The sequence below is a fragment of the Lichenicoccus sp. genome (assembly GCF_965277665.1).
Lineage (GTDB): Bacteria > Pseudomonadota > Alphaproteobacteria > Acetobacterales > Acetobacteraceae > Lichenicoccus.
In genome coordinates this window covers 2,521,916-2,547,538 of record NZ_OZ255835.1, presented here as the reverse complement: position 1 = coordinate 2,547,538, position 25,623 = coordinate 2,521,916, and the positions used below count along the sequence as shown (strand labels likewise).

22 protein-coding genes are annotated in these 25,623 nt (G+C 69.5%); 10 read left to right on the top strand and 12 right to left on the bottom strand.

Going from position 1 to position 25,623, the window contains the following annotated elements; genetic code table 11:
• The gene (crtI, locus tag ACQY4O_RS11755) at nucleotides 1-1,572 is read right to left on the bottom strand and encodes a phytoene desaturase family protein (protein WP_428376555.1); all 1,572 of its coding nucleotides are present in this window, start codon (nucleotides 1,570-1,572) and stop codon (nucleotides 1-3) included.
• Nucleotides 1,573-1,757: 185 nt separating this feature from the next.
• On the opposite strand from crtI, the gene ACQY4O_RS11750 reads away from it, so the two are divergent.
• On the top strand, nucleotides 1,758-3,821 hold the full coding sequence (locus ACQY4O_RS11750; protein WP_428376554.1) for an NAD(+) synthase: 2,064 nt from the start codon (nucleotides 1,758-1,760) through the stop codon (nucleotides 3,819-3,821).
• Nucleotides 3,822-3,837: 16 nt separating this feature from the next.
• Here the strand turns inward: ACQY4O_RS11750 and ACQY4O_RS11745 are convergent, their stop codons facing one another.
• The 8 genes from ACQY4O_RS11745 to ACQY4O_RS11710 all read right to left on the bottom strand — a co-directional run bounded on the left by ACQY4O_RS11745 (nucleotide 3,838) and on the right by ACQY4O_RS11710 (nucleotide 9,940).
• Complete coding sequence (locus ACQY4O_RS11745; protein ID WP_428376553.1) at nucleotides 3,838-4,230, bottom strand: type II toxin-antitoxin system VapC family toxin; 393 nt, start codon at nucleotides 4,228-4,230, stop codon at nucleotides 3,838-3,840.
• A 15-nt stretch (nucleotides 4,231-4,245) separates the two neighbouring features.
• A complete protein-coding gene (locus ACQY4O_RS11740; protein WP_428376552.1) occupies nucleotides 4,246-4,488 on the bottom strand; it encodes a type II toxin-antitoxin system Phd/YefM family antitoxin in 243 nt (80 codons plus the stop codon).
• 155 nt (nucleotides 4,489-4,643) lie between these two features.
• Nucleotides 4,644-5,372, bottom strand: a complete 729-nt coding sequence (locus ACQY4O_RS11735; RefSeq protein WP_428376551.1) for a hypothetical protein — start codon at nucleotides 5,370-5,372, stop codon at nucleotides 4,644-4,646.
• Nucleotides 5,373-5,529: 157 nt separating this feature from the next.
• A complete protein-coding gene (locus ACQY4O_RS11730; protein ID WP_428376550.1) occupies nucleotides 5,530-6,855 on the bottom strand; it encodes a sigma-54-dependent transcriptional regulator in 1,326 nt (441 codons plus the stop codon).
• Nucleotides 6,852-8,348 (bottom strand): sensor histidine kinase, encoded by a 1,497-nt coding sequence (locus tag ACQY4O_RS11725; protein WP_428376549.1) that lies wholly within the window; start codon nucleotides 8,346-8,348, stop codon nucleotides 6,852-6,854. Before ACQY4O_RS11725 ends, ACQY4O_RS11730 begins: the two co-directional genes overlap by 4 nt.
• Nucleotides 8,349-8,414: 66 nt before the next feature.
• Nucleotides 8,415-9,062 carry a 2OG-Fe(II) oxygenase gene (locus ACQY4O_RS11720; RefSeq protein ID WP_428376548.1) on the bottom strand — a complete coding sequence of 216 codons (648 nt, stop codon included), beginning with the start codon at nucleotides 9,060-9,062 and terminating at the stop codon, nucleotides 8,415-8,417.
• Between the two features lie 109 nt (nucleotides 9,063-9,171).
• On the bottom strand, nucleotides 9,172-9,549 hold the full coding sequence (locus tag ACQY4O_RS11715; RefSeq protein WP_428376547.1) for a hypothetical protein: 378 nt from the start codon (nucleotides 9,547-9,549) through the stop codon (nucleotides 9,172-9,174).
• Nucleotides 9,550-9,703: 154 nt separating this feature from the next.
• Nucleotides 9,704-9,940, bottom strand: a complete 237-nt coding sequence (locus ACQY4O_RS11710; RefSeq protein ID WP_428376546.1) for a hypothetical protein — start codon at nucleotides 9,938-9,940, stop codon at nucleotides 9,704-9,706.
• A gap of 226 nt (nucleotides 9,941-10,166) precedes the next feature.
• On the opposite strand from ACQY4O_RS11710, the gene zapE reads away from it, so the two are divergent.
• The 8 genes from zapE (at nucleotide 10,167) to ACQY4O_RS11670 (ending at nucleotide 21,894) form a co-directional block, all read left to right on the top strand.
• Nucleotides 10,167-11,330 carry a cell division protein ZapE gene (gene zapE / locus ACQY4O_RS11705; RefSeq protein WP_428376545.1) on the top strand — a complete coding sequence of 388 codons (1,164 nt, stop codon included), beginning with the start codon at nucleotides 10,167-10,169 and terminating at the stop codon, nucleotides 11,328-11,330.
• Nucleotides 11,331-11,457: 127 nt separating this feature from the next.
• Entirely contained in the window at nucleotides 11,458-12,411 is a 954-nt protein-coding gene (mdh, locus tag ACQY4O_RS11700; protein WP_428376544.1) for a malate dehydrogenase, read from the top strand.
• 240 nt (nucleotides 12,412-12,651) lie between these two features.
• Nucleotides 12,652-15,576 (top strand): 2-oxoglutarate dehydrogenase E1 component, encoded by a 2,925-nt coding sequence (locus tag ACQY4O_RS11695; protein WP_428376543.1) that lies wholly within the window; start codon nucleotides 12,652-12,654, stop codon nucleotides 15,574-15,576.
• A gap of 122 nt (nucleotides 15,577-15,698) precedes the next feature.
• Nucleotides 15,699-16,970 carry a 2-oxoglutarate dehydrogenase complex dihydrolipoyllysine-residue succinyltransferase gene (gene odhB, locus ACQY4O_RS11690; protein WP_428376542.1) on the top strand — a complete coding sequence of 424 codons (1,272 nt, stop codon included), beginning with the start codon at nucleotides 15,699-15,701 and terminating at the stop codon, nucleotides 16,968-16,970.
• Between the two features lie 267 nt (nucleotides 16,971-17,237).
• Nucleotides 17,238-18,995 (top strand): dihydrolipoyl dehydrogenase, encoded by a 1,758-nt coding sequence (lpdA, locus tag ACQY4O_RS11685; protein WP_428376541.1) that lies wholly within the window; start codon nucleotides 17,238-17,240, stop codon nucleotides 18,993-18,995.
• A 205-nt stretch (nucleotides 18,996-19,200) separates the two neighbouring features.
• On the top strand, nucleotides 19,201-20,187 hold the full coding sequence (pdxA, locus tag ACQY4O_RS11680; protein ID WP_428376540.1) for a 4-hydroxythreonine-4-phosphate dehydrogenase PdxA: 987 nt from the start codon (nucleotides 19,201-19,203) through the stop codon (nucleotides 20,185-20,187).
• Nucleotides 20,184-20,897, top strand: a complete 714-nt coding sequence (locus ACQY4O_RS11675; protein ID WP_428376539.1) for a pyridoxine 5'-phosphate synthase — start codon at nucleotides 20,184-20,186, stop codon at nucleotides 20,895-20,897. The genes pdxA and ACQY4O_RS11675 overlap by 4 nt, the downstream gene beginning before the upstream one ends.
• A gap of 13 nt (nucleotides 20,898-20,910) precedes the next feature.
• Complete coding sequence (locus ACQY4O_RS11670) at nucleotides 20,911-21,894, top strand: aldo/keto reductase (RefSeq protein WP_428376538.1); 984 nt, start codon at nucleotides 20,911-20,913, stop codon at nucleotides 21,892-21,894.
• 22 nt (nucleotides 21,895-21,916) lie between these two features.
• Here the strand turns inward: ACQY4O_RS11670 and ACQY4O_RS11665 are convergent, their stop codons facing one another.
• From ACQY4O_RS11665 to ACQY4O_RS11655, 3 genes are all read right to left on the bottom strand, one after another.
• A complete protein-coding gene (locus ACQY4O_RS11665; RefSeq protein WP_428376537.1) occupies nucleotides 21,917-22,258 on the bottom strand; it encodes a type II toxin-antitoxin system HicB family antitoxin in 342 nt (113 codons plus the stop codon).
• A complete protein-coding gene (locus ACQY4O_RS11660; RefSeq protein ID WP_428376536.1) occupies nucleotides 22,255-22,509 on the bottom strand; it encodes a type II toxin-antitoxin system HicA family toxin in 255 nt (84 codons plus the stop codon). The genes ACQY4O_RS11665 and ACQY4O_RS11660 overlap by 4 nt, the downstream gene beginning before the upstream one ends.
• Before the next feature lie 80 nt (nucleotides 22,510-22,589).
• Nucleotides 22,590-23,015 carry a hypothetical protein gene (locus ACQY4O_RS11655; protein ID WP_428376535.1) on the bottom strand — a complete coding sequence of 142 codons (426 nt, stop codon included), beginning with the start codon at nucleotides 23,013-23,015 and terminating at the stop codon, nucleotides 22,590-22,592.
• Between the two features lie 291 nt (nucleotides 23,016-23,306).
• Between ACQY4O_RS11655 and ACQY4O_RS11650 the strand changes: the two genes are divergently transcribed.
• A complete protein-coding gene (locus ACQY4O_RS11650; protein WP_428376534.1) occupies nucleotides 23,307-25,622 on the top strand; it encodes a transketolase in 2,316 nt (771 codons plus the stop codon).
• The last annotated feature ends 1 nt before the right edge of the window (nucleotide 25,623 follow it).

Here is a 25,623-nt window from a genome sequence, read left to right as displayed (position 1 = left end):
TCACAGCGAATTCCTCTCAGCCATGGCATCGACCGAGGGTGCGGGTGCCGGACGGTCGGACCAGGTCATGTCGGTGCGGACCTGTCGCAGTCCGATATCCTCGGCCAGCAGACGGGCGCTGATGCGGGCACCCTCGAAGATCACCGGCAGCCCGCTGCCGGGATGCGTGCCGCCGCCGACCAGATAGACGCCGTCGAGATCCTCGAAGCGGTTATGCGGCCGGAAGTTCAGCATCTGCGTCAGCGAATGCGCGAGGTTGAACACCGCGCCGCGATGCACGTCGAGTTCGCTTTCCCAGTCGGCCGGCGTCATGATCTTCTCGAACAGGATACGGTTCTCGATGTCGGGCAGTCCGGCCTGCATCAGGCGTTGCAGCGCAAGGGCCCGATACCGCGCGCGTTCCTCCGGGCTCCAGTCGAGCCCCCCCGCACGGGTATGGCCGACCGGAACCAGCACATAGAGCGTGGAACAGCCCGGTGGCGCCAGCGCCGGATCGGTGACGCAGGCATTCTGCATGTAGAACGACGGCACCTGCGGCGCGATGCGGCCCTCGTTGATCTCGCGGAAATTCTGCTCGTACTCGCGCGAGAGAAAGATCGTGTGGTGCGCGACATCGGGCAGCGTGCCCCGTATGCCGAGATACAGCATGAAGGTCGAGCAGGAGAGCTGCTTGCGCGCGATCCGGCGGTTGGTCCATTTGCGCCGCTTGGCGTCCGGCACCAGGTTGGTCATGCTGGCCAGGAAGTCGGCATTGAGCACCACCGCGTCATAGTTCTGCACGCCACGATCGGTGCGCAGCCCGGTGACCCGGCGACCCTCGATCAGCAACTCGCGTACCGGCTCGCCCATGCGAAAGCGGACGCCCAGCTGTCGTGCCGCGTCGGCCATCGCCCGCATCACCGCGCCCGTGCCGCCGCGCGGATGGAAGATGCCGAACTCGTATTCCATGAAGGCAAGGATCGTGAACAGGCTCGGGCAGCGATAGGGCGACATGCCGAGATACTTGCTCTGGAACGAGAAGCCGAGCCGGACCCGCGGATCGGAAAAAAAGTTTTTGAGGTCGCGATCCACCGACCGGCCCGGGCGCAGCAGCGGCAGGGCACGCAGCATGTCCGGCCGCAGCAGGTCGCGCCAGCTGTCGAACGGACGCTGCAGCACCGGCCGGAAGGCTTCGAGCTTGGCCCGGTTGTCGGCCAGGAAGGCGGGGATCGCGGCGGCGTCCTGCGCCGAGATGGTGGCGACCGATCGTTGCAGCGCCTCGATGTCGCTGGTCGCGGTCATCCGCGGGCCGTTCTCGAACAGCAGGTCGTAGTGCGAGCCGAGCCGGATCAGCTCGACGCTGTCCTCCAGCGAACGGCCGCATTCGGCGAAGATATCCGACAGGATGCGCGGATAGAGAAAGAAGGTCGGACCGATATCGAAATGGAATCGCCCGTGCGCGGAGATCCCTTCGATGGTCCCGGAGCGTCCTCCGACCTGGGCGTGGCGTTCATAGACGGTGACGTCGGCGCCGGCATTGGCCAGCAGCATCGCGCTGGCGAGGCCCCCCGGTCCGGCTCCGATGATCGACACGGCCCGGCTCATAGCCGCCTGCTCATCGGTGCAAAGGCTCCGTCATCTCGAACTGGCACTCCAACTCCACCGGCCTGGAACAGCTTTGTGCCAGCTTTTGTTCCGATGCGGCAGTGGCGATGTTTTTGAGGCACCCGGGAACCCCCGCACTTGCAAGGCGCCGCCGCGATGTCCAAGACAACAGGGTGAGCGCCCCGGTTGCAACCCTTGCCGAATTCCGGTCGATCTACCGGCACGGCTTCGTGCGCGTGGCGGCCTGTACCCTGCCGGTCGCGCTGGCCGACCCGATGGCCAATGCCCGCGCGACCGCGGCGCTGGCGGCGGATTGCGGCGGGCAGGGAGCCGCGCTCGCGGTATTTCCCGAGCTCGGCCTGTCGGGCTACACCATCGAGGACCTGCGCCAGCAGGACGCGCTGCTCGATGCCGTCGAGGCCGCCCTGCAGGACCTGGCCGCGCGTTCGGCCGCTTTCCTGCCGCTGATCCTGGTCGGCGCGCCGCTGCGGGCGCAGGGCGCCCTGTTCAACTGTGCGGTCGCCATCCATCGCGGCCGCGTGCTGGGCGTGGTGCCGAAATCCTACCTGCCGAACTATCGCGAGTTCTACGAGGCCCGGCAGTTCGCAGCCGGCGCCGGCCTGGCGGGTGGCCACATCCGGCTCGGCGGCGCCGACGTGCCGTTCGGGACCGACCTGCTGTTCGCCGCCGACGACGTGGCCGGCCTGGTCGTGCATGCCGAGATCTGCGAGGACCTCTGGGTGCCGAACCCGCCGAGCAGCAGCAGCGTGCTGGCGGGCGCCACCATCGTGGGCAACCTCTCGGCCAGCAACATCACCGTGGGCAAGGCCGAGATTCGGCGCCTGCTGTGCCAGGCGCAGTCGGTGCGCGGGCTGTGCGCCTATCTGTATGCGGCGGCCGGCGAGGGCGAATCCACCACCGACGTGGCCTGGGACGGCCAGGTCTCGATCTTCGAGGCCGGGGCGCCGCTGGCCGAGACCGGGCGCTTCCCGGCGGGTCCGCAGACCGCCATCGCGGATATCGATCTCGACCTGCTGCGGCAGGAGCGGGCGCGCATGGGCACCTTCGAGCAGAACCGCCGGGCGACCGAGGCGCCCGGGCCGTTCCGGCGCATCGCCTTCACCCTGGCGCCGCCGACGGCCGATATCGGCTTCCGCCGTCCGATCGAGCGGTTCCCGTTCGTGCCGTCCGACCCGGCGCGGCTGCACCAGGACTGCTTCGAGGCCTACAACATCCAGGTCTCCGGCCTGGAGCAGCGGCTGGCCGCCACCGGCCTGCAGCGGATCGTGATCGGCGTGTCGGGCGGCCTGGATTCGACCCAGGCGCTGATCGTCGCGGCCCGGGCGATGGACCGGATCGGACTGCCGCGCACCGGCATCCTGGGCTATACGATGCCCGGCTTCGGGACCAGCGACGGCACCCGCGACAATGCGATGGCGCTGATGCAGTCGCTCGGCGTGACCAGCGCGGTGCTCGACATCCGCCCGTCGGCGCGGCTGATGCTCGAGCAGATCGAGCACCCGTTCGCCCGCGGCGAGCCGGTTTACGACGTGACCTTCGAGAACGTGCAGGCCGGCCTGCGCACCGACTACCTGTTCCGGCTGGCCAACCAGCATGACGGCATCGTGCTCGGCACCGGCGACCTGTCGGAGCTGGCGCTGGGCTGGTGCACCTACGGCGTCGGCGACCAGATGTCGCACTACAACGTCAATGCCGGGGTGCCGAAGACGCTGATCCAGCATCTGATCCGCTGGTCGATCGCCACCGCGCAGTTCGCACCTGAGGCGCTGCACGTGCTTGGCCTGATCCTGGAGACCGAGATCTCGCCCGAGCTGGTGCCGGCGGCCGCCGATGCCGCCCTGCAGAGTACCGAGCAGAAGATCGGCCCGTACGCGCTGCAGGATTTCAACCTGTTCTACACGCTGCGCTACGGGTTCCGGCCCTCGAAGGTGGCGTTCCTGGCCTGGCGGGCCTGGGGCGAGACCGGACGGGGCACCTGGCCGCCGGGCTTCCCCGAGCAGCGGCGCCGGGAGTACCCCCTCGGCGAGATCCGCCACTGGCTGGAGCTGTTCCTGCGCCGGTATTTCGGGTTCAGCCAGTTCAAGCGCTCGGCGATGCCGAACGGCCCCAAGCTGTCCTCCGGCGGCGCGCTGTCGCCGCGCGGCGACTGGCGGGCGCCCTCGGACGGCAATGCCCGCGCCTGGCTCGAGGAGCTGGCGCGCAACGTGCCGACCTGAGGGTTCACCCGGATCGTCACGCGCCGACCAGCGTCACCAGCTCCGAATAGGGCGGCAGTATTGGGTCGGCGGTGTAGAGGCGCGCCGGCTCGGCCATCGCCTGTGCAATCAGCAGCCGGTCGAACGGATCGCGATGATGCGGCGGCAGGTCCGCGACCAGCGCCGCCGCGGCGGCATGTACCGGCAACTCGACGAACCCGGTCCGGCGCGCCGCCTGCACGATGGCCTCCGGGCCGACCCTGAAATCCATGCGCCCGAGCGCCGCCTTGATCGCGATCTCCCAGATGCTGGCGGCACTGAAGAGGACGTCGTTGCCGGTATCCTCGATCACGGCCCTGGTCGTGCGGTCCAGCCGCCCCGGCTCGCCGAGCGCCCAGAGCAGCAGATGCGTGTCCAGCAGCAGCCGCATCGGGCGTCCGGCGCTTCAGTCGCTCTCGAACGATGCCAGCAGGTCATCGGTCAACGGCGCGTCGAAATCGTCCGGGGCACGCAATTGTCCGGCCAGCATGCCGAGCCGACGCCGGGTGCCAGGCGCCGGAGCCTCGAGGCGCACCAGCCTGGCGACCGGCCGGCCGGCGCGCGCGATGACGATCTCCTCTCCGGCCGCCGCCTGTTCGACCAGGCGAGACAACTGGGTCTTGGCCGCGTGGATGTTCACGGTCTGCATGATGCGGCGTCCAGACTAAGCTGGACCAGGTTGATAGCATGTCGTCATGGTTCGCGCCAGCGCCCTAATGCGCCCGATGCCCGCACTGTGAACCAGTGGGATCGAGCGTGCCGGCATGATGCCGCAACCCCGCTGGCCCAAGGTCGCATCGGTGCCTACGGAGCAGGCGGCGGCGGCGGTTCTCCCGGCGGCGGCGGCGGCGGTGGCCCCACGGCGACGGCGGTCAGCTGGTCCGCCGAGGGGCCGATCGCCGAGACGCCCATGACCCGGCCCAGGCCGCTGGCGAACAGGCCGCCGCGCGCCGTGATCCTACGACCCGGCTGCAACTGGTCCGACAGGCGGTCTGCCTCCGGCGGCGGCAGGTGGAGTTCGGTCCCGTCATCGAGCAGCACGCCGTTGAAATCGGCGCGCGGCCCGTGCAGGCGCAGCTTCACGATGCCGCTGACCGTCGATGGTGGCCCCGCCATGTCGGGGCCTCCGGGCGGCGGCGGCGGCTCCTGCGGACCGCGCGGTGGCGGTCCGGCTGGCGGCCCGTCATCGGTGATGGTGGTGCCGCTCTTGTCGGCCGTGATCGCCATCGCCTGCACCAGCGGCAGCATGCGCGCCTTGAGGCCGCGGATCGTCACCGCGTCGCCGGGGCGGATCGCGGCCGTCACCTGGAGGCCCAGATGCGGCGGGAAATGCACCTCGGTGCCATCGGCGAGCAACACGCCATCGACATCGCCGCGCGGCGTCAGGTCGTACTGCTGCACCGTCCCGTGGAAGGCGGGCAACTGGCCGGGATCGTAGCCACCTTGCTGCGCGATGACCTGCGCTGCGGCGAGGCCACCGGCACCGGCGAGCAGGACCACGGCGAGTGGCACCAGATAGGGTTTCGGAGTCATGACAGGTCCTTGCGGTTGCGGAGCGCGCTGCGCCCGGCATGACCTGTTCCAAGCGCCGTGCCACGGCACAAGCTACTGTATTCATTGCGACATGGGCGCAGCAGATGCTGGTCCGGGCGTCCGCTATCCGGTCGTGGCGTCCGCTGTCCGGACGGCCTCATCCGGTCTCCAGCCCGTAGCGGCGCAGCTTGGCGTGCAGCAGCTGCCGGTGGATGCCGAGGCGGCGCGCCGCCTCCGTGCGGTTGCCGCCGCTGGCCGCCAGCGCGCGCCGGATCATCGCCGTCTCCAGCCGGCCGACCGCCTGCTCCAGGGTCTCGTCGCCACCCGGCTCCGTCTCGTCGTACGCGGCACTGCCGCCGAGAAAGCCGACATCCGCGGCCTCGACCGCGCGCTGGCGCACCATCGCGGTGACGCGCTGCATGGCGTTCTGCAGTTCGCGCACGTTCCCCGGCCAATGATGCGCCAGCAGCCGTTCGCGGGCCGCCATGCCCAGCCGACGCGGCGCTGCCGGGTCGGCCAGCTGCAGGAAATGCTCGGCCAGCAGCGGGATGTCGGCGGCGCGCTCGCGCAGCGCGGGCAGCTGCAGCGGCACCACGCCGAGCCGGTAGAACAGGTCCTCGCGGAACCGGCCCGCCGCAATCAGGGCAGGCAGGTCGCGATGCGTCGCCGACAGGATGCGGACATCGATCGACGCCGGCCGGCCGCCGACCGGCAGCACGACGCGTTCCTGCAGCGCCCGCAGCAGCTTGGCCTGCATGCCGAGATCCATGTCGCCGATTTCGTCGAGGAACAGGGTGCCGCCATCGGCTTCGCGGAACGAGCCGATCCGGTCCGCGACCGCGCCGGTGAAGGCGCCGCGCACATGGCCGAAGAGCTGGCTTTCGAGCAGCTCGGTCGGGATCGCGGCGCAGTTCACCGCGACGAAGGGCTTGCGGCGCCGCTGGCCATGCGCATGGATCGTCTGCGCCACGACCTCCTTGCCGGTGCCGGTCTCGCCGGTGATCAACACGCTGGCGTCGCTGTCGGCGAGCAGCCCGATCGCCTTCTGCACCTCGCGCCATTGCGGCGAGCGCCCCACCAGGCTCTCTGCCTCCGGCACTGCCACCGGCGAGGCCGCGGCAGGTGCGGCGCGCAGCAGGCGCCCGAGCAGGGCGGCCAGCGCCTCGCGCCCGACCGGCTTGGTGAGATGGTCGATCGCGCCGAGCCGGATCGCCTCGATGGTGTTCGCGGCATTGGCATGCGCGGTCAGCACGGCGACCGCGACCGGCGGCGTCCGGGCGCGGATCCGCGCCAGCACCTCCAGGCCGCCCAGGCCCGGCATGCGCAGGTCCAGCAGCACCGCATCGACCCCGCCGGCGGCGATGAGGCCGAGCCCGGCCTCCCCGTCACCGGCCTGCAGCGCATCGTGGCCGAGATCCTCGATGGTCTCGGCCAGGCTCTCGCGCAGCGCCGCGTCGTCGTCGATCACCAGCACGCGGCTCATGCCGGGATGGCCGGCAGCAGCAGGCTGAACACCGCGCCGCCACCCGCGCCGCCGCCCGCATCGGCGAGCGCCAGCACCGCGGCGTCGGCGGCGGCCAGCTCGCGCGCGATGGCGAGGCCCAGGCCGGTGCCATCCGTGCGATCGCCGACGAACGGCTCGAACAGCCGGTCCGGCAGCAGGGCTGGCGCCACGCCGGGTCCTTCGTCGGTCACCGTGAAGCGCAGGCCGGCCGCCTCCTCGGTGCAGTACAGCCGCACCGTGCCTGCCGGCGGGCTGTGCTGGACGGCATTCAGCAGCAGGTTGTCGAGCGCCCGCCCGATCAGCCCCTCATCCAGCGGCCAGGCGAGGCCGGGCGCGGGCGCGGTGCCGGACAGCCGGACGCCGCTGCTCTCGGCAAGGTCGCGAATGCCGGCGAGCCTGGCCTCGATGAACGCCGCCAGCGGCACCAGGCGGCGCTGCGCCGGCCGGCGCTCGGTCATGGTCAGCAGCTCGGTGACCAGGACGTCGATGCGGGCGATCTGGACCAGGCCGGCCTGCAGGGCCCGGTCCTTGTAGGCCGGGTCCTTGCGCGCGGCATCGCCGTGCAGGGCGTTCTCGGCGCGCAGGCGCATCGAGGCCAGCGGGTTGCGTATCTCGTGCGCGATGCCGGCCGCCATGCGTCCCAGCAGGGCCTGCCGCTCCGCGAGCGCCACGCGCGCGGTGAGGGCCGCGTTGCGCTGCCGGGCCACCTCCAGGCGTCGCCCGGCATCGTTCAGGGCGCTCACGATGCGGTCGAGTTCGCGCTCCCCGGTCGGCGCCAGCACCGGCAGCGCCTCGACATCGTGCTGCTGCAACGTCACCTCGATGCCGCGGATGCGCCGGCTCCAGCCGGTGGTGATCCAGACCAGCCATCCGGCGAGGCCCAGCACCAGCAGGGCCAGGCCGGCCAGCCCGAGCCCGAGGCGGTCGCGGCCGCCGGGTTGCAGGCTGGTCGCGGTCCAGGCGGCCAGGCCCGGAAACGGACCGGCCAGCGGACAGGCCGCCACCAGCGTGGTGCGCCCCGCGGCCTCGTGCCGCAGGGTCGCGCTGCGTTCGCCGGCGACGGCGGTCTCGGCCACCGAGTTGAGGTCGCTCGCCCTCGGTGCGCCCGGCGGCTCGATGCGCGCTGCGATCACGCCGCGGCCACGCAGCCACAAGCCGCCGGACATGGCGGGCTCGCGCGCGAGCGCCGTGGCCAGCACCGTGTCGAGGTCACGCCGGGTCGCAGCCGTCGCGGCGCCGTCGCCGGCCCATCCGGTTGCATAGAAGGCAAAGCTGTCGTGGATCAGGTCGCAGGCATGCGCCAGTTCCGCGTCCGCCCGCGCTTCGACCGCCGCATCGGAGTTGCGGGCGAACTGCACCAGCAGGATGCCGACCAGCACGGCCACCAGGGTTGCCAGCAGCCACACCAGCCACAGCCTGGCGCCCAGAGAGCGCGTGGACGCCAGATAGCGCGTGGACGCCTGGGAGCGCATGGGCGTCAGGGGAGCGCAAGCGGGGAATGCATGCGGCGCGGCCGTTGGTCGCGGCTGGCCGGACCGTCAGGCGGCCGAGGCGAAGCGCTTCATGAAGGCCGACAGCTGGTGGCGGCGCATCTCGGAGCGCGCCTTCGGGCCATCCGCCATGTAGTTGAGCTGGATCGCGTAGCGCCGGCCGACATATTGCCGGTGGCCGTGCCAGGTGGTGGCGCCGTTCGGGAACACCAGCAGGGTGCCGTTCACCGGAGGCACCTCGACGGCAAAATCCTCAAGATCGGTGCCGTTGCGCAACAGCCGCAGGCAGCCCTCGCGACGGACCCAGCTCTCGCCGTCCGGGTTCAGGTACAGCAGGACCGTGACCCGCTTGGCGATCGAATCGCGATGGATGCGGCCATCCTTTTCGCGCGTGCGGCCGCGAAGGGTGAGCATGGTCGGGCTGCCATCGAGATCGAGGCCGAACTTGGCGGCGATCGCCGCGCGCAGGCGTGGGCCTTCGAGCTCGTCGACCAGGGCGCGGACGATGGGCTGCAGCCGGAGCGATGCCGGCGGGAACGAGCCGCCGCTCGACATGGCGGGCAGGGCGGCAACCACCTGTCGGAGCGTCTCGTCGGGCACGAAGCCCGGCACGACCACATGCGCAAACGGACTGCCCGAGACCGGCGTGGCCTGCAGCGCGTCGTAGCGCAGATCGACGAGATCGGTCTTGAGCATGGGTTCATCCGGGTCCGCGATGATCAGCGATCACGTAGAGCCGCGCGCGCGGCGCTGCAAGCCGGCTCAGCCGGAACCGGACAGGGTCGCAGCGGCCTCGACGCGAAAGCTAGAACTTCAACCGCAATCCGGCCGTCGTCGCGGCGGCGCCATTGGTCCCGGACGCTGCCATGGAATCCCGGCTGCCGGTTGCGGTGAGGGTAAAGTCGAGGCCGCGGACTCCCGATACGGGGATGGCGATGCCGGCAGAGACACCATTATGGATCCGGTCACTGGCCGGGCCCCCTTCGACGGTGGCGATGCCGAGCCTGGCGCCGGGTCCGAAGCCTGACCGCGGGCCGGGCTCCGCGACGGTGGTGTTGGCCATCGGAGCCGGGAAGAAGTGCCGTCTGTGGCCCCAGACGGTGATCTGCTCCTGGGCGGCGGTTGCAGGCTGGTGCGCCGCAGGCGAGGTCGCCGCTCGCGCGGGCTGGCTTATCTGCGCCATGCCGCTTGCGGGAGGCATCAGAAGAACCGCCGTCAGAAGCACAGCAATCCGGCGCTGCGGCACGAGCCCAATCCTGAGGTTACGGCCGGTGAGATAGCCCAGAAACGCCGGCCCTGGAACCTCTATCCCGATCCACTATACCTGTTGAAAGGCACTAGCCGTGCCAGCGACGTCCGGGACGCAGCACCGTTGTCGTCGAGAGGAACTGCGCGCAGCCGATCTGGCCGTCGCAGCAGGGTAGCACACCGTGACCGGCGGCCTCGCTGCCGGGCCGGAACACCACATGCGACAGGGTCGCGCCGCCACGTTCGCAGGTGAAGTGCGGCCGCTCGACCGTCATGCGCAGGCCGGCGACCGGGGCCGCGGCAGAAGCGGGGAGGCCGACCATCATGAGGACGGCACCCGCCAAGAGGCCGCCGCCCGCGAGCATCCGGGAGCACCACCCGGCGACCCGGGCAAGCGGCATCTGGAACTTCAACATAATCTTGGACACAGGGGCGTAATGGTCGGCGCGGCCTCCGGGTTACCTGATCGCGATTGAGTGAAGGCAGCGCGGGTGGCTCAACTCGAGGCCACGTCGGTTGATCCCGGCGGCGGCGCCCGCTATTGCCGCCGCCATGAGCACCACGCTGTCGCTGCCGGCCGCGCCCGAAACGCCTGCAACGACGGCAGGACCACTCGCGGCCTATCGCCGACGGGTGGTCGACGGTTCGCTCGCCGCCGATCCCGCGCAGGAGCGCGCCGCCGCCCGTCTCGACGTGCTGTTCGAGGAACTCCGGCACTATCCGGGCGCCCATGCCGCCCGCCGTGGCCTGCGCGGGCTGTTCGGACGCGCCAGCCACGCCGCCGCCCGGCCGCGCGGGATCTACCTGGCGGGCGACGTCGGCCGCGGCAAGTCGATGCTGATGGACCTGTTCTTCGAGGTCGTGCCGGTGCGCCGCAAGCAGCGCATCCACTTCCACCGCTTCATGCAGGACGTGCATGCCCGGCTGCACGCGATGAAGCGCGCCGACCCGGCGCTCGCCGACCCGATCCCGCCGCTGGCGCAGGCGATCAGCGCCGACGCCATGCTGCTCTGCTTCGACGAGTTCCAGGTCAACGACATCACCGACGCGATGATCCTGGGCCGGCTGTTCGACGCGCTGTTCGAGCGCGGCGTGGTGGTGGTGGCGACGTCGAACACCCGTCCGGACGAGCTGTTCCAGGGCCGCCCGGGACGCGACGCGTTCAAGCCGTTCATCGCGACCATCAACTGCCAGATGGACACCGTCTCGCTCGACAGCGCGCGGGACTACCGCCGGGGTGGCCTGCGCGGGATGGCCACCTGGCACGTGCCGGCCGACGCGCGGGCGGAATTAAGGCTGGACGCTGCCTTCGACCGGCTGGCCGGCGGCGCCGTCCCGGGGCCGGAGACGCTGACGGTGATGGGCCGCCCGTTCCAGGTGCCGTGTGCCGCCGGCGGTGTCGCCCGCTTCGACTTCGAGGCGCTCTGCGACCGGCCGCTCGGCGCCGGCGACTATCTGGCACTCGCCGCGCGCTACCCCGCCCTGGTGATCGACGACGTGCCCCGGCTGGGCCCCGACAATTTCGACGTGGCGCGCCGCTTCGTCGTGCTGGTCGATGCGTTGTACGAACAGAAGGTGAAGCTGGTGGCGTCCGCCGCCGATCGTCCTGATCGCATCTTCGAGCGCGGCGAGGGGGCCGGCGCCTTCGAGCGCACTGCGTCGAGGCTGGAGGAGATGCAGAGCCAGGCCTACCTGGATCTGCCGCACCTGGCGTGAGCCGGAGCGTTCCGCCGCTCTTGCCGATCACGGACCGAAGGACTAGCAAACAGCCGCATTACGAGCGGGTTGGCGCTGGTCTCCGGCATGCCTGCTCATGGACCCGCAACCTCCCGAGGGACGCCCCATGGCCCGCAACAAGATCGCCCTGATCGGCGCCGGCAATATCGGTGGCACGCTTGCCCACCTCATCGGCCTGAAGGAGCTGGGCGACGTCGTCCTGTTCGACGTGTTCGGCGGGGTCGCAGCCGGCAAGGCGCTGGACCTGGCGCAATCCTCGCCGGTGGACGGCTTCGACGCCGACCTCACCGGCGGCTCCGACTATGCGGCCATCGCGGGGGCCGACGTGGTGATCGTCACCGCCGGCTTCCCGCGCATGCCGGGCATGTCGCGCGACGACCTGCTGTCCAAGAACGCCGAGGTGATCGGGCAGGTGGCGAACGGCATTAGGGCGCACGCGCCGGACGCCTTCGTGATCGTCATCACCAATCCGCTCGATGTGATGGTCGCAGTGATGCAGGAGAAGTCCGGCCTGCCCGCGCACAAGGTGGTCGGCATGGCCGGGGTGCTGGACAGCTCCCGGTTCCGGCTGTTCCTGGCGCAGGAGTTCGGCGTCTCGGTGGAGGACGTCACCGCCTTCGTGCTCGGCGGCCACGGCGACACCATGGTGCCGCTGACCCGCTACTCGACGGTGGCCGGCATCCCGGTGCCGGACCTGATCCGCATGGGCTGGACCACCCAGGAGAAGATCGACGCCATCGTGACCCGCACCGCCAATGGCGGCGGCGAGATCGTGAAGCTGCTGGAGCGCGGCTCGGCGTTCTACGCGCCGGCGGCGTCCGCGGTGGCGATGGCGGAGAGCTACCTGCGCGACAAGAAGCGGGTGCTGCCCTGCGCGGTGAAGCTGGACGGGCAGTACGGCCAGACCGACTTCTATGTCGGCGTGCCGGTGGTGATCGGCGCCGGCGGCGTCGAGCGCATCATCGAGGTGAAGCTCGAGCCGCAGGAGCAGGCGGCATTCGACGCGTCCTGCAATGCGGTGAAGAAGCTTCTGGCGGACTTCCGGAAGATCGGTGCCTAGCTTGTGGTGCAGATCCGGCCTGGTCCGGATCTTGCCTGTCGTCCCTTGATGGCCTGGTCACACCCTGAGACTTCCGGCAACCCGATGCCGCGACATGCGGCACCGGCTTCCCATGCGCCGGAAGCATTGCTGCCACAGGCGAATGCACGCGGTGGTGGCGGCATGGCAGCGCTATCTCTCTTGCGCACCACCCAGGCTCCGACGCGGCCTCCGCGCCGGGCGCTTTGCTAGGAGTATCCCATGGCGGGCGTCGACATCCTTGCTTCGGCCTTCAGCGGCGGCAACGCCGCCTACCTGGCGGACCTCTATGCCCGCTGGATCGACGATCCCGACGGCGTCGATCCCAGCTATGTCGACCTGTTCGCAGCCCTCGGCGAGGAAGGTATCGCGGTGTCGCAGGACGCCTCGGGCGCCTCCTGGGCACCGCGGCACTTCGAGGTGGAGCCGGCCGCTCCGCGCGCGGCACCCGCGCCGGTGCAGGATCACCCGGGCGCCAAGGCCGCCGGAGTGCCGTCCGCCGAGGCGGTGCGCGCCGCCGCCGACGACAGCCTGCGCGCCATGCAGATGATCCGGGCCTACCGGGTACGCGGCCATCTGGAAGCGCGGCTGGACCCGCTGGGGCTGCAGATCCCCAAGCAGCATGCCGACCTCAACCCGGCGACCTACGGCTTCGGGCCAGGCGATTTCGACCGGCCGATCTATCTCGGCCATGCGATGTCGAACCTGCTCGGTGGCGAGACCGCCACCATGCACGAGATCCTCGCCGCCATCCGCCACACCTATTGCGGGCCGGTCGGCGTCGAGTTCGCCCATGTGCAGGACCCGGAGCAGCGCGACTGGATCCAGAGCCGCATCGAGGGCGGCCGCTGGCGCGACATGTATTCGGCCGAGCAGAAGACCGAGATCCTGCGCCAGCTGACCGAGGCGGAGGGTTTCGAGGCGTTCTGCCAGAAGCGCTATGTCGGCACCAAGCGGTTCGGGCTGGAGGGCGGCGAGGTTGCCATTCCGGCGCTGCAGGCGATCATCGACGAGGCGGCGCATGACGGCGTGCGCTCGATCACCATCGGCATGCCGCACCGCGGAAGGCTGAACACGCTCGCCAACATCGTGCGCAAGCCGTACACCGCGATCTTCAGCGAGTTCGGCGGCGCCTCGTTCAAGCCCGACGACGTGCAGGGCTCCGGCGATGTGAAGTACCATCTCGGCACCTCGGTGGATGTCGAGATCGCCGGCCACAAGGTGCATATCTCGCTGCAGCCGAACCCGTCGCACCTCGAGGCGGTCGATCCGGTGGTGGTCGGCAAGGTGCGCGCCTACCAGGACATGTCGGGTGATACTGCCACGCGCCGCTCGGCGATGGGCATCCTGATGCATGGCGACGCGGCCTTCGCCGGCCAGGGCCTGGTGTACGAGACCATGGCGATGAGCCAGCTCATCGGCTACCGCACCGGCGGCACCATCCATCTCGTGGTCAACAACCAGATCGGCTTCACCACGGTCTCGGCGCATGCCTATTCGGGCATGTACTGCACCGACATCGCCAAGGCCGTGCAGTCGCCGATCCTGCACGTGAACGGCGACGAGCCCGAGGCGGTGGTGTTCTGCGCCAGGCTCTGCACCGAGTTCCGGCAGCGCTTCGCCACCGACATCGTGCTCGATATCGTCTGCTACCGGCGCTATGGCCACAATGAGAGCGACGAGCCGGCCTTCACCCAGCCGACCATGTACAAGGCGATCCGGGCGCGCCCGACCAGCCGGACGCTGTATGCCGAGCGCCTGGTGCGCGAGGCGGCGATCTCCGCCGAGGCGGCCGCGGCGCAGTGGGACGCCTTCCAGGCGCTGCTCGACGACGCGTTTAAGGCGTCCAGGGCGTATCGCCCGAACAAGGCGGACTGGCTGGAGGGCACCTGGTCGGGCATGAAGCAGCCCGCCGTGCCGCAGCTCGGCGAGAACGGCCACCATGCCGAGGAACTGACCGGCGTGTCGCGCGACGTGCTGGGCGAGGTCGGGCGCGCGCTGTCCCTGGTGCCGGCGGATTTCGACGCGCATCCCAAGATCGTGCGCCAGATCGAGGCCAAGGGCGCGATGTTCGCCTCCGGCGAGGGCATCGACTGGGCGACCGGCGAGGCGCTCGCGTTCGGCTCGCTGATGGAGGAGGGCCACCGGGTGCGGCTGTCCGGCGAGGACTGCCAGCGCGGCACCTTCAGCCATCGCCATGCGGTGCTGATCGACCAGTCGAACCAGAACGAATACGTGCCGCTGAACAACATCGCGCCCGACCAGGCCGGCATCGAGATCTACAACTCGCTGCTGTCGGAGTTCGGCGTGCTCGGCTTCGAATACGGCTATTCGCTGGCCGATCCGCGCACCCTGGTGCTGTGGGAGGCGCAGTTCGGCGACTTCGCCAATGGCGCGCAGGTGATCATCGACCAGTTCATCGCGTCCGGCGAGACCAAGTGGCTGCGCATGTCGGGCCTGGTGATGCTGCTGCCGCATGGCTACGAGGGCCAGGGGCCGGAGCACTCCTCGGCGCGGCTCGAGCGCTACCTGCAGCTCTGCGCCGAGAACAACCTGCAGGTCTGCAACGTCACCACGCCGGCGAACTACTTCCATGCGCTGCGCCGGCAGCTCAAGCGCAACTACCGCAAGCCGCTGATCATGATGACGCCGAAGTCGCTGCTGCGGCACAAGCTGGCGGTAAGCGCGCTCGCCGACATGGCGGAGGGCACCCACTTCCTGCCGGTGATCGGCGAGATCGACCAGATCGCGCCGCCGGAGACGGTCACCCGCGTCGTGATCTGCTCCGGCAAGGTCTATTACGACCTGCTGGCCGAGCGGCGCGAGCAGCAGGCCGACACGGTGGCGATCCTGCGGCTGGAACAGATCTATCCGTTCAGCGACTACGAGCTGGGCGGGGCGCTCGCGCCCTATGCGAACGCCAAGGTGATCTGGTGCCAGGAGGAGCCCGAGAACATGGGGTCCTGGTCGTTCGTGGACCGGCGGATCGAGGCGGTGCTTGGCGCTGTCGGCCACAACGCGACACGGCCGGTGTATGTCGGGCGCAGGCCGGCCGCGAGCCCGGCGACGGGCCTCGCCCGGACCCACGCGACCGAGCAGGCGACCCTGGTGCGCCAGGCGCTGGGCCTCGACGGAGCATCCTCCTGAGAGCAGATTGACCCGAAAGGTTGCGGTCGTTCCGACCGGCGCCGGTTCACCGGGATCCTGCCCGCAAGCCGCAGGAGCGTCCGCCACCCTTGGCGGATGCGCAGTAAGACTGAAGGAAGCGCATGTCTGCCGAGATCAAGGTTCCGACGCTGGGTGAGAGCGTCACGAGCGCCACCGTATCGCGCTGGCTCAAGCAGCCTGGCGACGCGGTCAGCACCGACGAGGCGGTGGTGGAGCTCGAGACCGACAAGGTCAGCGTCGAGGTCGCGGCACCCCAAGCCGGCGTGCTTGGCGCGCATGCGGTGGACGAGGGCGGCGAGGTCGAGGTCGGTTCGCTGCTGACGACGGTGGAGGCGGGATCGGGTGCGGCCCCGGCGCCCAAGCCGGCGGCTTCGCCACCCCCGAAGCCGTCACGCGAGGCGGCCAATCCGAGCGGCGGTGTCAATCCGCCGCCGCGCACCAGCGGCCCGGTGTCGCGTCCGGCCACGCCGCCGGCGGATCTCGCGACGCATGCGCCGCTGCCCTCGGCTGCCAAGCTGATGACCGAGCGCAACCTCAAACACGGCGATGTCGGCGAGGGCACCGGCAAGGACGGCCGCATCACCAAGGGCGACGTGCTCGCCTTCCTGGAGCGCCCGGCGGGCCCTGCGGCAAAGCCGGCGCCCGCGCCGACGCCGCCGCGCCCCGACGATCCGCGCGAGGAGCGGGTCAAGATGACCCGGCTGCGCAAGACCATCGCCGGCCGCCTGAAGGACGCGCAGAACACCGCGGCCATCCTCACCACCTTCAACGAAGTGGACATGAGTGCGGCGATGGCGATGCGGGCCGAGTATCGCGAGGCGTTCGAGAAGAAGCATAACGGCGCGCGGCTTGGCTTCATGTCGATCTTCGTGCGCGCCTGCGTCGCGGGCTTGCGCGAGTTTCCGGCGGTGAATGCCGAGATCAGTGGCGACGACGTGATCTATCGCAACTTCGTGCATATGGGCATCGCCGTCGGCGGCGCGAACGGGCTGGTGGTGCCGGTGCTGCGCGACGCCGACCGGATGGGCTTCGCGGCCATCGAGCGTGGCATTGCGGGTTTCGGTAAGCGCGCCCGCGACGGCCAGCTCAAGCTCGACGAGCTGACCGGCGGCACCTTCTCGATCACCAATGGCGGCATCTACGGCTCGCTGATGTCGACGCCGATCCTGAACCCGCCGCAGTCGGCGATCCTGGGCATGCACAAGATCCAGGACCGGCCGATCGCGGTAGGCGGCCAGGTGGTGATCCGGCCGATGATGTATCTGGCACTCTCGTATGATCACCGCATTGTCGACGGCAAGGAGGCGGTCAGCTTCCTGGTGAGAGTGAAAGAAGGGGTAGAAGACCCGCGCCGCCTGCTCCTCGAACTCTGAGTGTCGGCGGCTTGAAAACGCCTGCTGCTGGCGATCCGACGCGCCTTTCCTGCGCTTCGCTGCTCACGGCCAAAAAGGCCGCTGCGCTGGGGTGCTCGGAAAGACACGCCGGGCGCGGCCCTGCGGGCCGCTCTCATCCAGCAGCAGGCGTTTTCAAACCGCCTCTTCGGCTTGCATTTATGAATCGGGGCCTGGGGCCTGAGGCCCCAGCGGGTCCAGGGCAGCGCCCTGGCCTTGCCTTCCAGACATCAGGACACACACGAGATCATGGCGATCGAGATCAAGGTGCCCGTGCTGGGCGAGAGCGTGACCACGGCAACCGTGGCGCGCTGGATCAAGCAGCCCGGCGAGGCGGTCGCTGTCGATGAGGCGGTGGTCGAGCTGGAGACCGACAAGGTCAGTGTCGAGGTGTCGGCGCCGGAAGCCGGCGTGCTTGGCGCGCTGGCGGTGCAGGAAGGCGAGGAAGTGGCAGTCGGCGCCGTGCTGACCACGATCGAAGCGGGGGGCAAGGCCGGCGCCGCGAAGGCCAGGCCGGCACCGCCGAAGCAGGTGCCGCCGGCAACCTCGGCGAGCCCGGCGAAGGCGCCCCCGCCGGCCCCGACCGCGGCGCCCGCCGCCCCGGCGCAGGCGATTGCCGAGACCGACTACGACCTCATCATCATCGGCTCCGGACCGGGCGGCTATGTCTGCGCGCTGCGGGCGGCGCAGCTCGGGCTGAAGACGGCCTGCGTCGAGACGCGCCCGACGCTTGGCGGCACCTGCCTCAATATCGGCTGCATCCCGTCGAAGGCGTTGCTGCAATCCTCGGAGAACTTCCATGAGGCGGCCGCGGGCTTTGCCGCGCACGGCATCATGGTCGAGGGCGTGAAGCTGGACCTTGCCAAAATGCACGCGCGCAAGGCGGGTGTGGTGGAGGCCAACGTCAAGGGCGTCGAGTTCCTGTTCAAGAAGAACGGTGTCACCTGGCTCAAGGGCTTCGGCAAGGTCACCGGCCCGAACCATGTCGAGGTCGACGGCAAGTCGTTCTCGGCAAAGAACATCGTGGTCGCGACCGGCAGCGACAGCATCGCGCTGCCCGGCATCGAGATCGACGAGAAGACCATCGTCACCTCGACCGGCGCGCTCGAACTCTCGACGGTGCCGACGCACCTGGTGGTGATCGGCGCCGGCGTGATCGGGCTGGAGCTGGGCTCGGTGTGGCGCCGTCTGGGCGCCGAGGTGACCGTGGTGGAGTATCTCGACCGTATCGTGCCCGGGATCGACACCGAGATCGCCAAATCGTTCCAGCGCGTGCTCGACAAGCAGGGGCTGAAGTTCAGGCTGTCGACCAAGGTCACCAAGGCCGAGAAGACCGACAAGGGCGTCACGCTGACACTCGAGCCGGCGAAGGGCGGCGATGCGTCCACCCTCGAGGCGGACGTGGTGCTGGTCGCGATCGGCCGGCGCGCGGTCAGCGACGGCATCGGCCTGGAGGAGGTCGGCGTCGCGCTCGATGACAAGAAGCGGGTGAAGACCGATGCGCACTACGCCACCAGCATCCCCTCGATCCATGCGATCGGCGACGTGATCGCCGGGCCGATGCTGGCGCACAAGGCCGAGGACGAGGGCGTGGCGCTGGCTGAGATCCTGGCCGGGCAGGCGGGGCACGTGAATTACGGCGTGATCCCGTCGGTGATCTATACCTGGCCGGAAGTGGCCGCGATCGGGCGCTCCGAGGAAGAGCTCAAGGCGGACGGCGTCGCCTACACCGTCGGCAAGTTTCCCTTCACCGCCAACGGGCGGGCACGCGCGATGGCGGCAACCGACGGCTTCGTGAAGATCCTGGCCGACAAGAAGACCGACCGTATTCTGGGCGCGCACATCCTCGGTCCGGATGCCGGCACGCTGATCGCGGAACTCGCGACCGCGATGGAGTTCGGCGCCAGCGCCGAGGACGTGGCGCGCATCTGCCACGCGCATCCGACGCTGAGCGAGGCGGTCAAGGAGGCGGCGCTGGCCGTCGAAGGACGCGCGCTCCACATCTGAGAGGTAGTTTGCAAACACCTGCTGCTGGCGATCCGACGCGCCTTTGCTGTGCTCCGCTGCTCACGGCCCCACTGTCAAGCACGGGGCGGCCGCTGCGCTGCGGTGCTCGCAAAGTCACGCCGGCCGCGGCACTCCGTGCCGCTCTCATCCAGCATCAGGCGTTTTCAAACTACCTCTGCTTCCGTGCTGGTCGGCGGGGGGTGCGGTGCTGGCGCTGAGTATGGGGGATCCGGCCGGGATCGGTGGCGAGATCGCCATTAAGGCTTGGCGCATGTTGCGCTGCGATGGTCCGGCGTTCCTGATGATCGCCGATCCGGACTGGCTGCGGTCCTGTCCCGGCGGGGCTGATCTGCCGGTGGCGGTGCTGTCGGATGCCTCGGAGGCGAGCGCGCGGTTTGCGGGTGCGTTGCCGGTGCTGCCGTTGCAATTGTCGGTGCCGGCAATTCCCGGACGCCCCGACGGCGTCAACGCCCCGGCGATTACCGCCAGCATCGCGCGCGCGGTTGCGCTGGCCCAGTCGGGGGCGGTGTCGGGGATCGTGACCAATCCGATCAGCAAGGCGGTGCTGCAGTCGGCCGGCTTCGCCTATCCGGGTCATACCGAGTATCTCGGCGCCCTGATGCGGATGCCGGGTGTGGAAGTGATGATGCTGGCGGGACCTTCGCTGCGCGTCGTCCCGGTGACGGTGCATTGCTCGCTACGCCAGGCGGTGGAGCGGCTCAGCACTGCGGAGATCGTGCGGGTCGCGCGCACCACCCGCGACGCGCTGGTGCGGGATTTCGGCATTTTGGCGCCGCGCCTCGCCATCGCCGGCCTGAACCCGCACGCCGGCGAGAGCGGCCGCATGGGCGACGAGGAGACGACGCTGATCGAGCCTGCCATGCGCCTGCTGGCAAACGAGGGCATCCGGACGATCGGGCCGATGCCGCCCGACACCATGTTCACGCCCTCGGCGCGGGCGCGCTACGATGCGGCGATCTGCATGTATCATGACCAGGCGCTGATCCCGCTCAAGACGCTCGACATGGAGCGCGGCGTCAACGTCACGCTCGGGCTGGAGCTGGTGCGGACCTCGCCGGACCATGGCACCGCGTTCGACATTGCGGGGCAGGGGATCGCCTCGCCGATCAGCCTGATCGAGGCCTTGCGGCTGGCCGAGACGATCGCACGCAACCGGAGTGCAGCCGCATGACATGCCGCCTGGGCGTCAATATCGACCACGTGGCCACGGTGCGGAATGCCCGCGGCGGCGGCCACCCCGACCCGCTCGAGGCCGCCCGAGTCGCCATCGCGGCCGGGGCGGACGGCATCACGTTGCATCTGCGCGAGGACCGTCGGCACATACGCGACGACGACCTGCAGCGGATCGCGAGCGGGATCGACGCGCCGGTGAACCTGGAGATGGCGGCGACCTCCGAGATGGCGGACATTGCGGCGGCGCTGCATCCGCATGCCTGCTGCATCGTGCCCGAGCGACGCACCGAGGTGACCACCGAGGGCGGCCTGGATGCCGCAGGCGGGATGCAGACGCTGGCGCCGATCGTGGCCCGTCTGTCTGCAGCGGGCATCCGGGTGTCGCTGTTCATCGACGCCGACGCGGCACAGATCAAGGCGGCGGCCACGATGCGGGCGGCCGTGGTCGAGCTGCACACTGGTGCCTACGCGCACCATCCCGGCGAGGAGCTACAACGGCTGCGCGACGGCGCGCGGCTTGCGGACAGTCTCGGGCTGGAAGTGCATGCCGGGCACGGCCTGACGTTCGACAATGTCGGTCCGGTCGCGGCAATTCCCGAAATCCGTGAACTCAATATCGGACACTTCCTGATCGGCGAGGCGATCCTGCACGGCCTGCCGCACGTTGTCCGACACATGAAGGGGCTGATCGCAGCGGCCCGCAGCTGAACGGAGACACTCGATGGATTATGTCAATCTCGGTCGCACCGGCCTGAAGGTCTCGCGCCTGTGCCTGGGCTGCATGACCTACGGCGAGCCCGACCGTGGGCCGCATGAATGGACGCTTGGCGAGGAGCAGAGCCGCCCGTTCATCAAGCAGGCGCTGGAAGCCGGCATCAACTTCTTCGACACCGCCAACGTCTATTCGGCGGGGTCGAGCGAGGAGATCGTCGGCCGCGCGCTGCGTGACTACGCAAGGCGCGACGAGATCGTGCTGGCGACCAAGGTGCATGGCGTGATGGCCAAGCATCCGAACGGCGGCGGCCTGTCGCGTAAGGCGATCCTGTCGGAGATCGATCATTCGCTGGCCCGGCTCGGGACCGACTATGTCGACCTGTACCAGATCCACCGCTTCGACCCGCACACTCCGATCGAGGAGACGCTGGGGGCGCTGCACGACGTCGTGAAGGCCGGCAAGGCACGCTATATCGGCGCGTCCTCGATGCATGCCTGGCAGTTCGCGAAGTCGCTGTATCTCGCCGACCGGCATGGTTGGACCCGGTTCGTGTCGATGCAGAACCACCTCAACCTGCTCTACCGCGAGGAGGAGCGCGAGATGCTCGGGCTCTGTCGCGAGGAGGGGATCGGCGTCATTCCGTGGAGCCCGCTGGCGCGCGGTAAGCTGGCGCGACCGCGCAGCGCCGCGGGAGAGACCAAGCGCGACCAGACCGATGCGTTCTCGCGCAAGCTCTACGAGCAGACGGCCGAAGCCGACGGCAAGATCGTGGATGCGGTGGGGGCGGTGGCCGAAGCGCGCGGCGCATCGCGCGCCGCGGTGGCCCTGGCCTGGATGCTGCACAAGCCCGGCATCACCGCGCCGATCATCGGGGCTTCCAAGGAACACCACCTGAAGGACGCGCTGGAGGCCCTGACGCTGAAGCTCGACCATGCCGAAATCAAGCGCCTCGAAGCCGACTACGTCCCGCACGAAGTAGCCGGTTTCTGAGGTCTGGCCCCACGTCCGAGGGTCAGGCCAGTTCCGACTCGGCCTGATGCCTCAGGGCTTCCTCCGCCCACTGGTTGAGGCTGACGCCGCGCACCTGCGCGGCCAGGGCCGCCTTCTGATGCACGTCCGGATCCATCCGGAACATGACCTTGCCGCTGGCCGGCTTCTCCGGGGTCTTGCCGGCCCTGGCGCAGGTCTCGATGTAGTCTTCGATCGCTTCGTGGAAGGCGGCCTCAAGGTCGGCGACCGTCTCGGCGTGGAAACCGACGATGTCGTTGATGCCGGCGATCCGGCCCAGGAAGATGCGGTCGGCGGCGTCGAACTCGACGCGCGCGAAGTAGCCCTTGTGTTTCATCACGTTCATGGTCTCACCCCGATCTTCGTCAGAAACTCGCGCGCGTCGCGCACCTGATACTGCTTGGCTTCCTTGGCCGGATGCGGCCGGTGGAACGACGCCACGATCCCCTTGCAGACGAACCGGACCCTTGACCCGCTGCCTTCGATCACTTCGCAGCCGGCTGCGATCAGCAGGCTCTCGATGGCAGCCCACTCAAGGCCGGATAGTACTGGGGTGCTGAAGACAGCCTTCAGGGTCCGGACCTGCCTGCTGTTCATGCAGTCAGTCTGGTATTTGCGGCCCCGTCATGCAAGCACTTTCTGCTAGCTTCCCTCCGGGACGCGCCTTCTTCAGTCGGCTACTTCTTCGCAGCCGGGGCGGGAGCCGGGGGCGGGCTGGTCTCGGCGTCGGCCGGCTGCGCCGGTTCCGGTGGCGGATGGAAGCCGGAGGCCTTGGACATGGCGGCGGCCGGCTGCATGGTCGGCTCCGGCTGGCGCAGGCAGCCGCGGATCAGCGGCTCGCAGACGCCATCCTCGCCGACCGCCTTGTCGTTGTCGCCGCTGAAATGCAGGTCGGTGACCTTGTTGTCGACCAGCCGCAGGGTGGCGCTGCAATAGGTGCCGCTGCCGCCGAGCGAGATGCCGCCGAGGCTGAGCGGCAGGTCCACGGTCAGTCCGCCGGTCGCCGACGGTTTGTAAACATACGAAAACAACTGTGTGTCCGGGTTGAGCTGCACGGTCTTGTCCGGCGGCCCGGCGCAGGCCTGCACGTCATTGGCTGACATGCCGATCATCCCGATTTGCGCCTTGTGCGCATCATGCGACGCGCTGTAGCCGCAGCCGGCGAGGGTCAACAGGAGCGGGGCGGCCAGTACTCTTCTCGCGGGGCACGTCACGATGGGCGATCCTGTCAGGGCTGTTTCCCGACAATTTTACGATAGAAGTCGTAGATCCGTATAGGTCCAGTTCCCCCGGGCCGACGCCGATGCCGGGAGGTGGCGGTGCCTCGCGACATGCAATAGCGTTTGCGTCAGCGTGGCCACGGCCCGAAGCGGCGGCCTCGAGGAACCAACGCCATGCCAGCCGAGATCGCGCACCTGAAAGCCATCGAGCAGCGCCTGCTCTGGCTCGCCTGCTGGACCATCCACAATGCCAACCACCTGCGGCCGAAGCAGGATGGCGACGTCAAGGTCGGCGGCCACCAGGCCTCGTGCGCGTCGATGGTCTCGATCATGACGGCGCTGTATTTCCATGTCCTGCGGCCTCAGGACCGGGTGGCGGTGAAGCCGCACGCCGGGCCGGTGTTCCACGCCATCCAGTACCTGATGGGCAACCAGACCCGGGACAAGCTGGAGCGGTTCCGCGGCCTGGGCGGCGCGCAGTCCTATCCGAGCCGCACCAAGGATATCGACGACGTGGACTTCTCCGTAGGCTCGGTCGGGCTGGGCGTCGCCTTCACCGCCTTTGCGTCGCTCGTGCAGGACTATCTCGGCTCGCGCAGATGGGCCGCGCCGCGCAAGCCCGGCCGCATGATCGCCCTCGTCGGCGACGCCGAGCTCGACGAAGGCAACATCTACGAGTGCCTGCAGGAGGGCTGGAAGCACGGTCTGCGCAATTGCTGGTGGATCATCGACTACAACCGGCAGAGCCTCGACGGCGTCGTCCGCGAGGGGCTGTGGCAGCGCATCGAGGCGATCTTCGGCGCCTTCGGCTGGGACGTGGTGCGGCTGAAATACGGCGCCCTGCAGCAGGCGGCCTTTGCCGAGCCCGGCGGCGAACGGCTGCGCGCCTGGATCGACCAGTGTCCGAACCAGCTCTACTCGGCGCTGACCTACCAGGGCGGGGGCGCCTGGCGACGGCGGCTGCGTGATGCGATCGGCGACCAGGGGCCGGTCACCGCCCTCCTGGAGCGCCGCAGCGACGACGAACTCGCCGAGCTCATGAACAACCTGGGCGGCCAGTGCGTGCAGACGCTCACCGACGCCTTCGATGCGGTCGACCATGACCGGCCGACGGTGTTCCTCGCCTACACCATCAAGGGCTGGAAGACGCCTCTGGCCGGGCACAAGGACAACCATGCCGGGCTGATGACCCGCGAGCAGATGGCCGACTTCCAGTCCCGCATGGGCGTCGTCGCCGGCGACGAATGGGAGCCGCTGGCCACCATCGCGGATGCGGCGGCACTGCGCGACTTCCTGGCCGGCGTGCCGTTCTTTGCCGGCGGACCGCGCCGCTATCGGGCCGATGCCGTCGAGGTCGGCGGACCGGTGTATCTCGACGATTCCGAGCTCTCGACGCAGGCCGGGTTCGGCAAGATCCTCGACCGCATCGGCGCCTCCGGCAGCCCGCTCGCCGAGCGCATCGTCACCACCTCGCCCGACGTCACCGTGTCCACCAATCTGGGCCCGTGGGTGAACCGGCGCGGGCTGTTCGCGCGCGCGAAGCTGGCGGACACCTTCAAGGACGAACGCATCCCGTCGACGCAGAAATGGCATTTCACCGATAGCGGCCAGCATATCGAGCTCGGCATCGCGGAGATGAATTTGTTCCTGCTGCTCGGCGCCGCCGGCCTGTCGCACGAGCTGTTCGGCGAGCGCCTGCTGCCGGTGGGCACGGTGTATGATCCGTTCATCGCGCGCGGCCTCGATGCGCTGAACTATGCCTGCTACCAGGATGCCCGCTTCCTGATCGTCGGCACGCCATCAGGCGTGACGCTGGCGCCGGAAGGCGGCGCGCACCAGTCGATCGGCAGCCAGCTCATCGGCATCAGCCAGCCTGGTCTCGCCGCCTACGAGCCGGCATACCTGGACGAGTTGTCCGTCGTGATGGACTGGGCCTTCGCCCATATGCAGCGCGAGGACGGCGGCTCGGTGTACCTGCGCCTGACCACCCGCCCGCTGCCGCAGCCGGCGCGCCGCACCGGGCCCGCCTTCCAGGGCAGCGTAATCGACGGCGCGTACTGGTGGCGCGAGCCGGGTCCGAACGCCGAGATCGTGCTCGCCTACCAGGGCTGCATCGGCCACGAGGTGCTGCAGGCGGCGGGGCGCCTCGGCGACGGCTATCGCGACGTCGGGGTGCTGGCGATCATTTCGGCTGACCGCTTGCTGGCGGGCTGGACCGCGGCGCAACGCGGCGAGGGCGACAGCCACATCGCACGGCTGCTGGCCGTGTTGCCGCGGCACTGCCTCCTGGTCACCGTGACCGACGGTCATCCGGCGACGCTGGGCTGGCTCGGGTCGGTGTGCGGGCATCGCACCGTGTCGCTGGGGGTGGAGAATTTCGGCCAGACCGGCACCATCGCCGACCTCTACGCGCAGAACGGCATCGACGTGGATTCGATCATCCGGGCGGTCCAGCGCCATGCTGGCCGACGGCTGTCGGCGGCGTCCTGAG

Bases quoted from the DNA above. Each gene is read 5' to 3' on its own strand.
- ACQY4O_RS11745 (WP_428376553.1), bottom strand. From the start codon at position 4,230: ATGCGGCTGCTGCTGGACACGCATCTGCTGCTCTGGGCGCTCGGCGAG.
- ACQY4O_RS11740 (WP_428376552.1), bottom strand. From the start codon at position 4,488: ATGCAGACCGTGAACATCCACGCGGCCAAGACCCAGTTGTCTCGCCTG.
- ACQY4O_RS11735 (WP_428376551.1), bottom strand. From the start codon at position 5,372: ATGACTCCGAAACCCTATCTGGTGCCACTCGCCGTGGTCCTGCTCGCC.
- ACQY4O_RS11730 (WP_428376550.1), bottom strand. From the start codon at position 6,855: ATGAGCCGCGTGCTGGTGATCGACGACGACGCGGCGCTGCGCGAGAGC.
- ACQY4O_RS11725 (WP_428376549.1), bottom strand. From the start codon at position 8,348: ATGCGCTCCCAGGCGTCCACGCGCTATCTGGCGTCCACGCGCTCTCTG.
- ACQY4O_RS11720 (WP_428376548.1), bottom strand. From the start codon at position 9,062: ATGCTCAAGACCGATCTCGTCGATCTGCGCTACGACGCGCTGCAGGCC.
- ACQY4O_RS11715 (WP_428376547.1), bottom strand. From the start codon at position 9,549: ATGGCGCAGATAAGCCAGCCCGCGCGAGCGGCGACCTCGCCTGCGGCG.
- ACQY4O_RS11710 (WP_428376546.1), bottom strand. From the start codon at position 9,940: ATGATGGTCGGCCTCCCCGCTTCTGCCGCGGCCCCGGTCGCCGGCCTG.
- zapE (WP_428376545.1), top strand. From the start codon at position 10,167: ATGAGCACCACGCTGTCGCTGCCGGCCGCGCCCGAAACGCCTGCAACG.
- mdh (WP_428376544.1), top strand. From the start codon at position 11,458: ATGGCCCGCAACAAGATCGCCCTGATCGGCGCCGGCAATATCGGTGGC.
- ACQY4O_RS11695 (WP_428376543.1), top strand. From the start codon at position 12,652: ATGGCGGGCGTCGACATCCTTGCTTCGGCCTTCAGCGGCGGCAACGCC.
- odhB (WP_428376542.1), top strand. From the start codon at position 15,699: ATGTCTGCCGAGATCAAGGTTCCGACGCTGGGTGAGAGCGTCACGAGC.
- lpdA (WP_428376541.1), top strand. From the start codon at position 17,238: ATGGCGATCGAGATCAAGGTGCCCGTGCTGGGCGAGAGCGTGACCACG.
- ACQY4O_RS11675 (WP_428376539.1), top strand. From the start codon at position 20,184: ATGACATGCCGCCTGGGCGTCAATATCGACCACGTGGCCACGGTGCGG.
- ACQY4O_RS11670 (WP_428376538.1), top strand. From the start codon at position 20,911: ATGGATTATGTCAATCTCGGTCGCACCGGCCTGAAGGTCTCGCGCCTG.
- ACQY4O_RS11665 (WP_428376537.1), bottom strand. From the start codon at position 22,258: ATGAACGTGATGAAACACAAGGGCTACTTCGCGCGCGTCGAGTTCGAC.
- ACQY4O_RS11660 (WP_428376536.1), bottom strand. From the start codon at position 22,509: ATGAACAGCAGGCAGGTCCGGACCCTGAAGGCTGTCTTCAGCACCCCA.
- ACQY4O_RS11655 (WP_428376535.1), bottom strand. From the start codon at position 23,015: ATGTCAGCCAATGACGTGCAGGCCTGCGCCGGGCCGCCGGACAAGACC.
- ACQY4O_RS11650 (WP_428376534.1), top strand. From the start codon at position 23,307: ATGCCAGCCGAGATCGCGCACCTGAAAGCCATCGAGCAGCGCCTGCTC.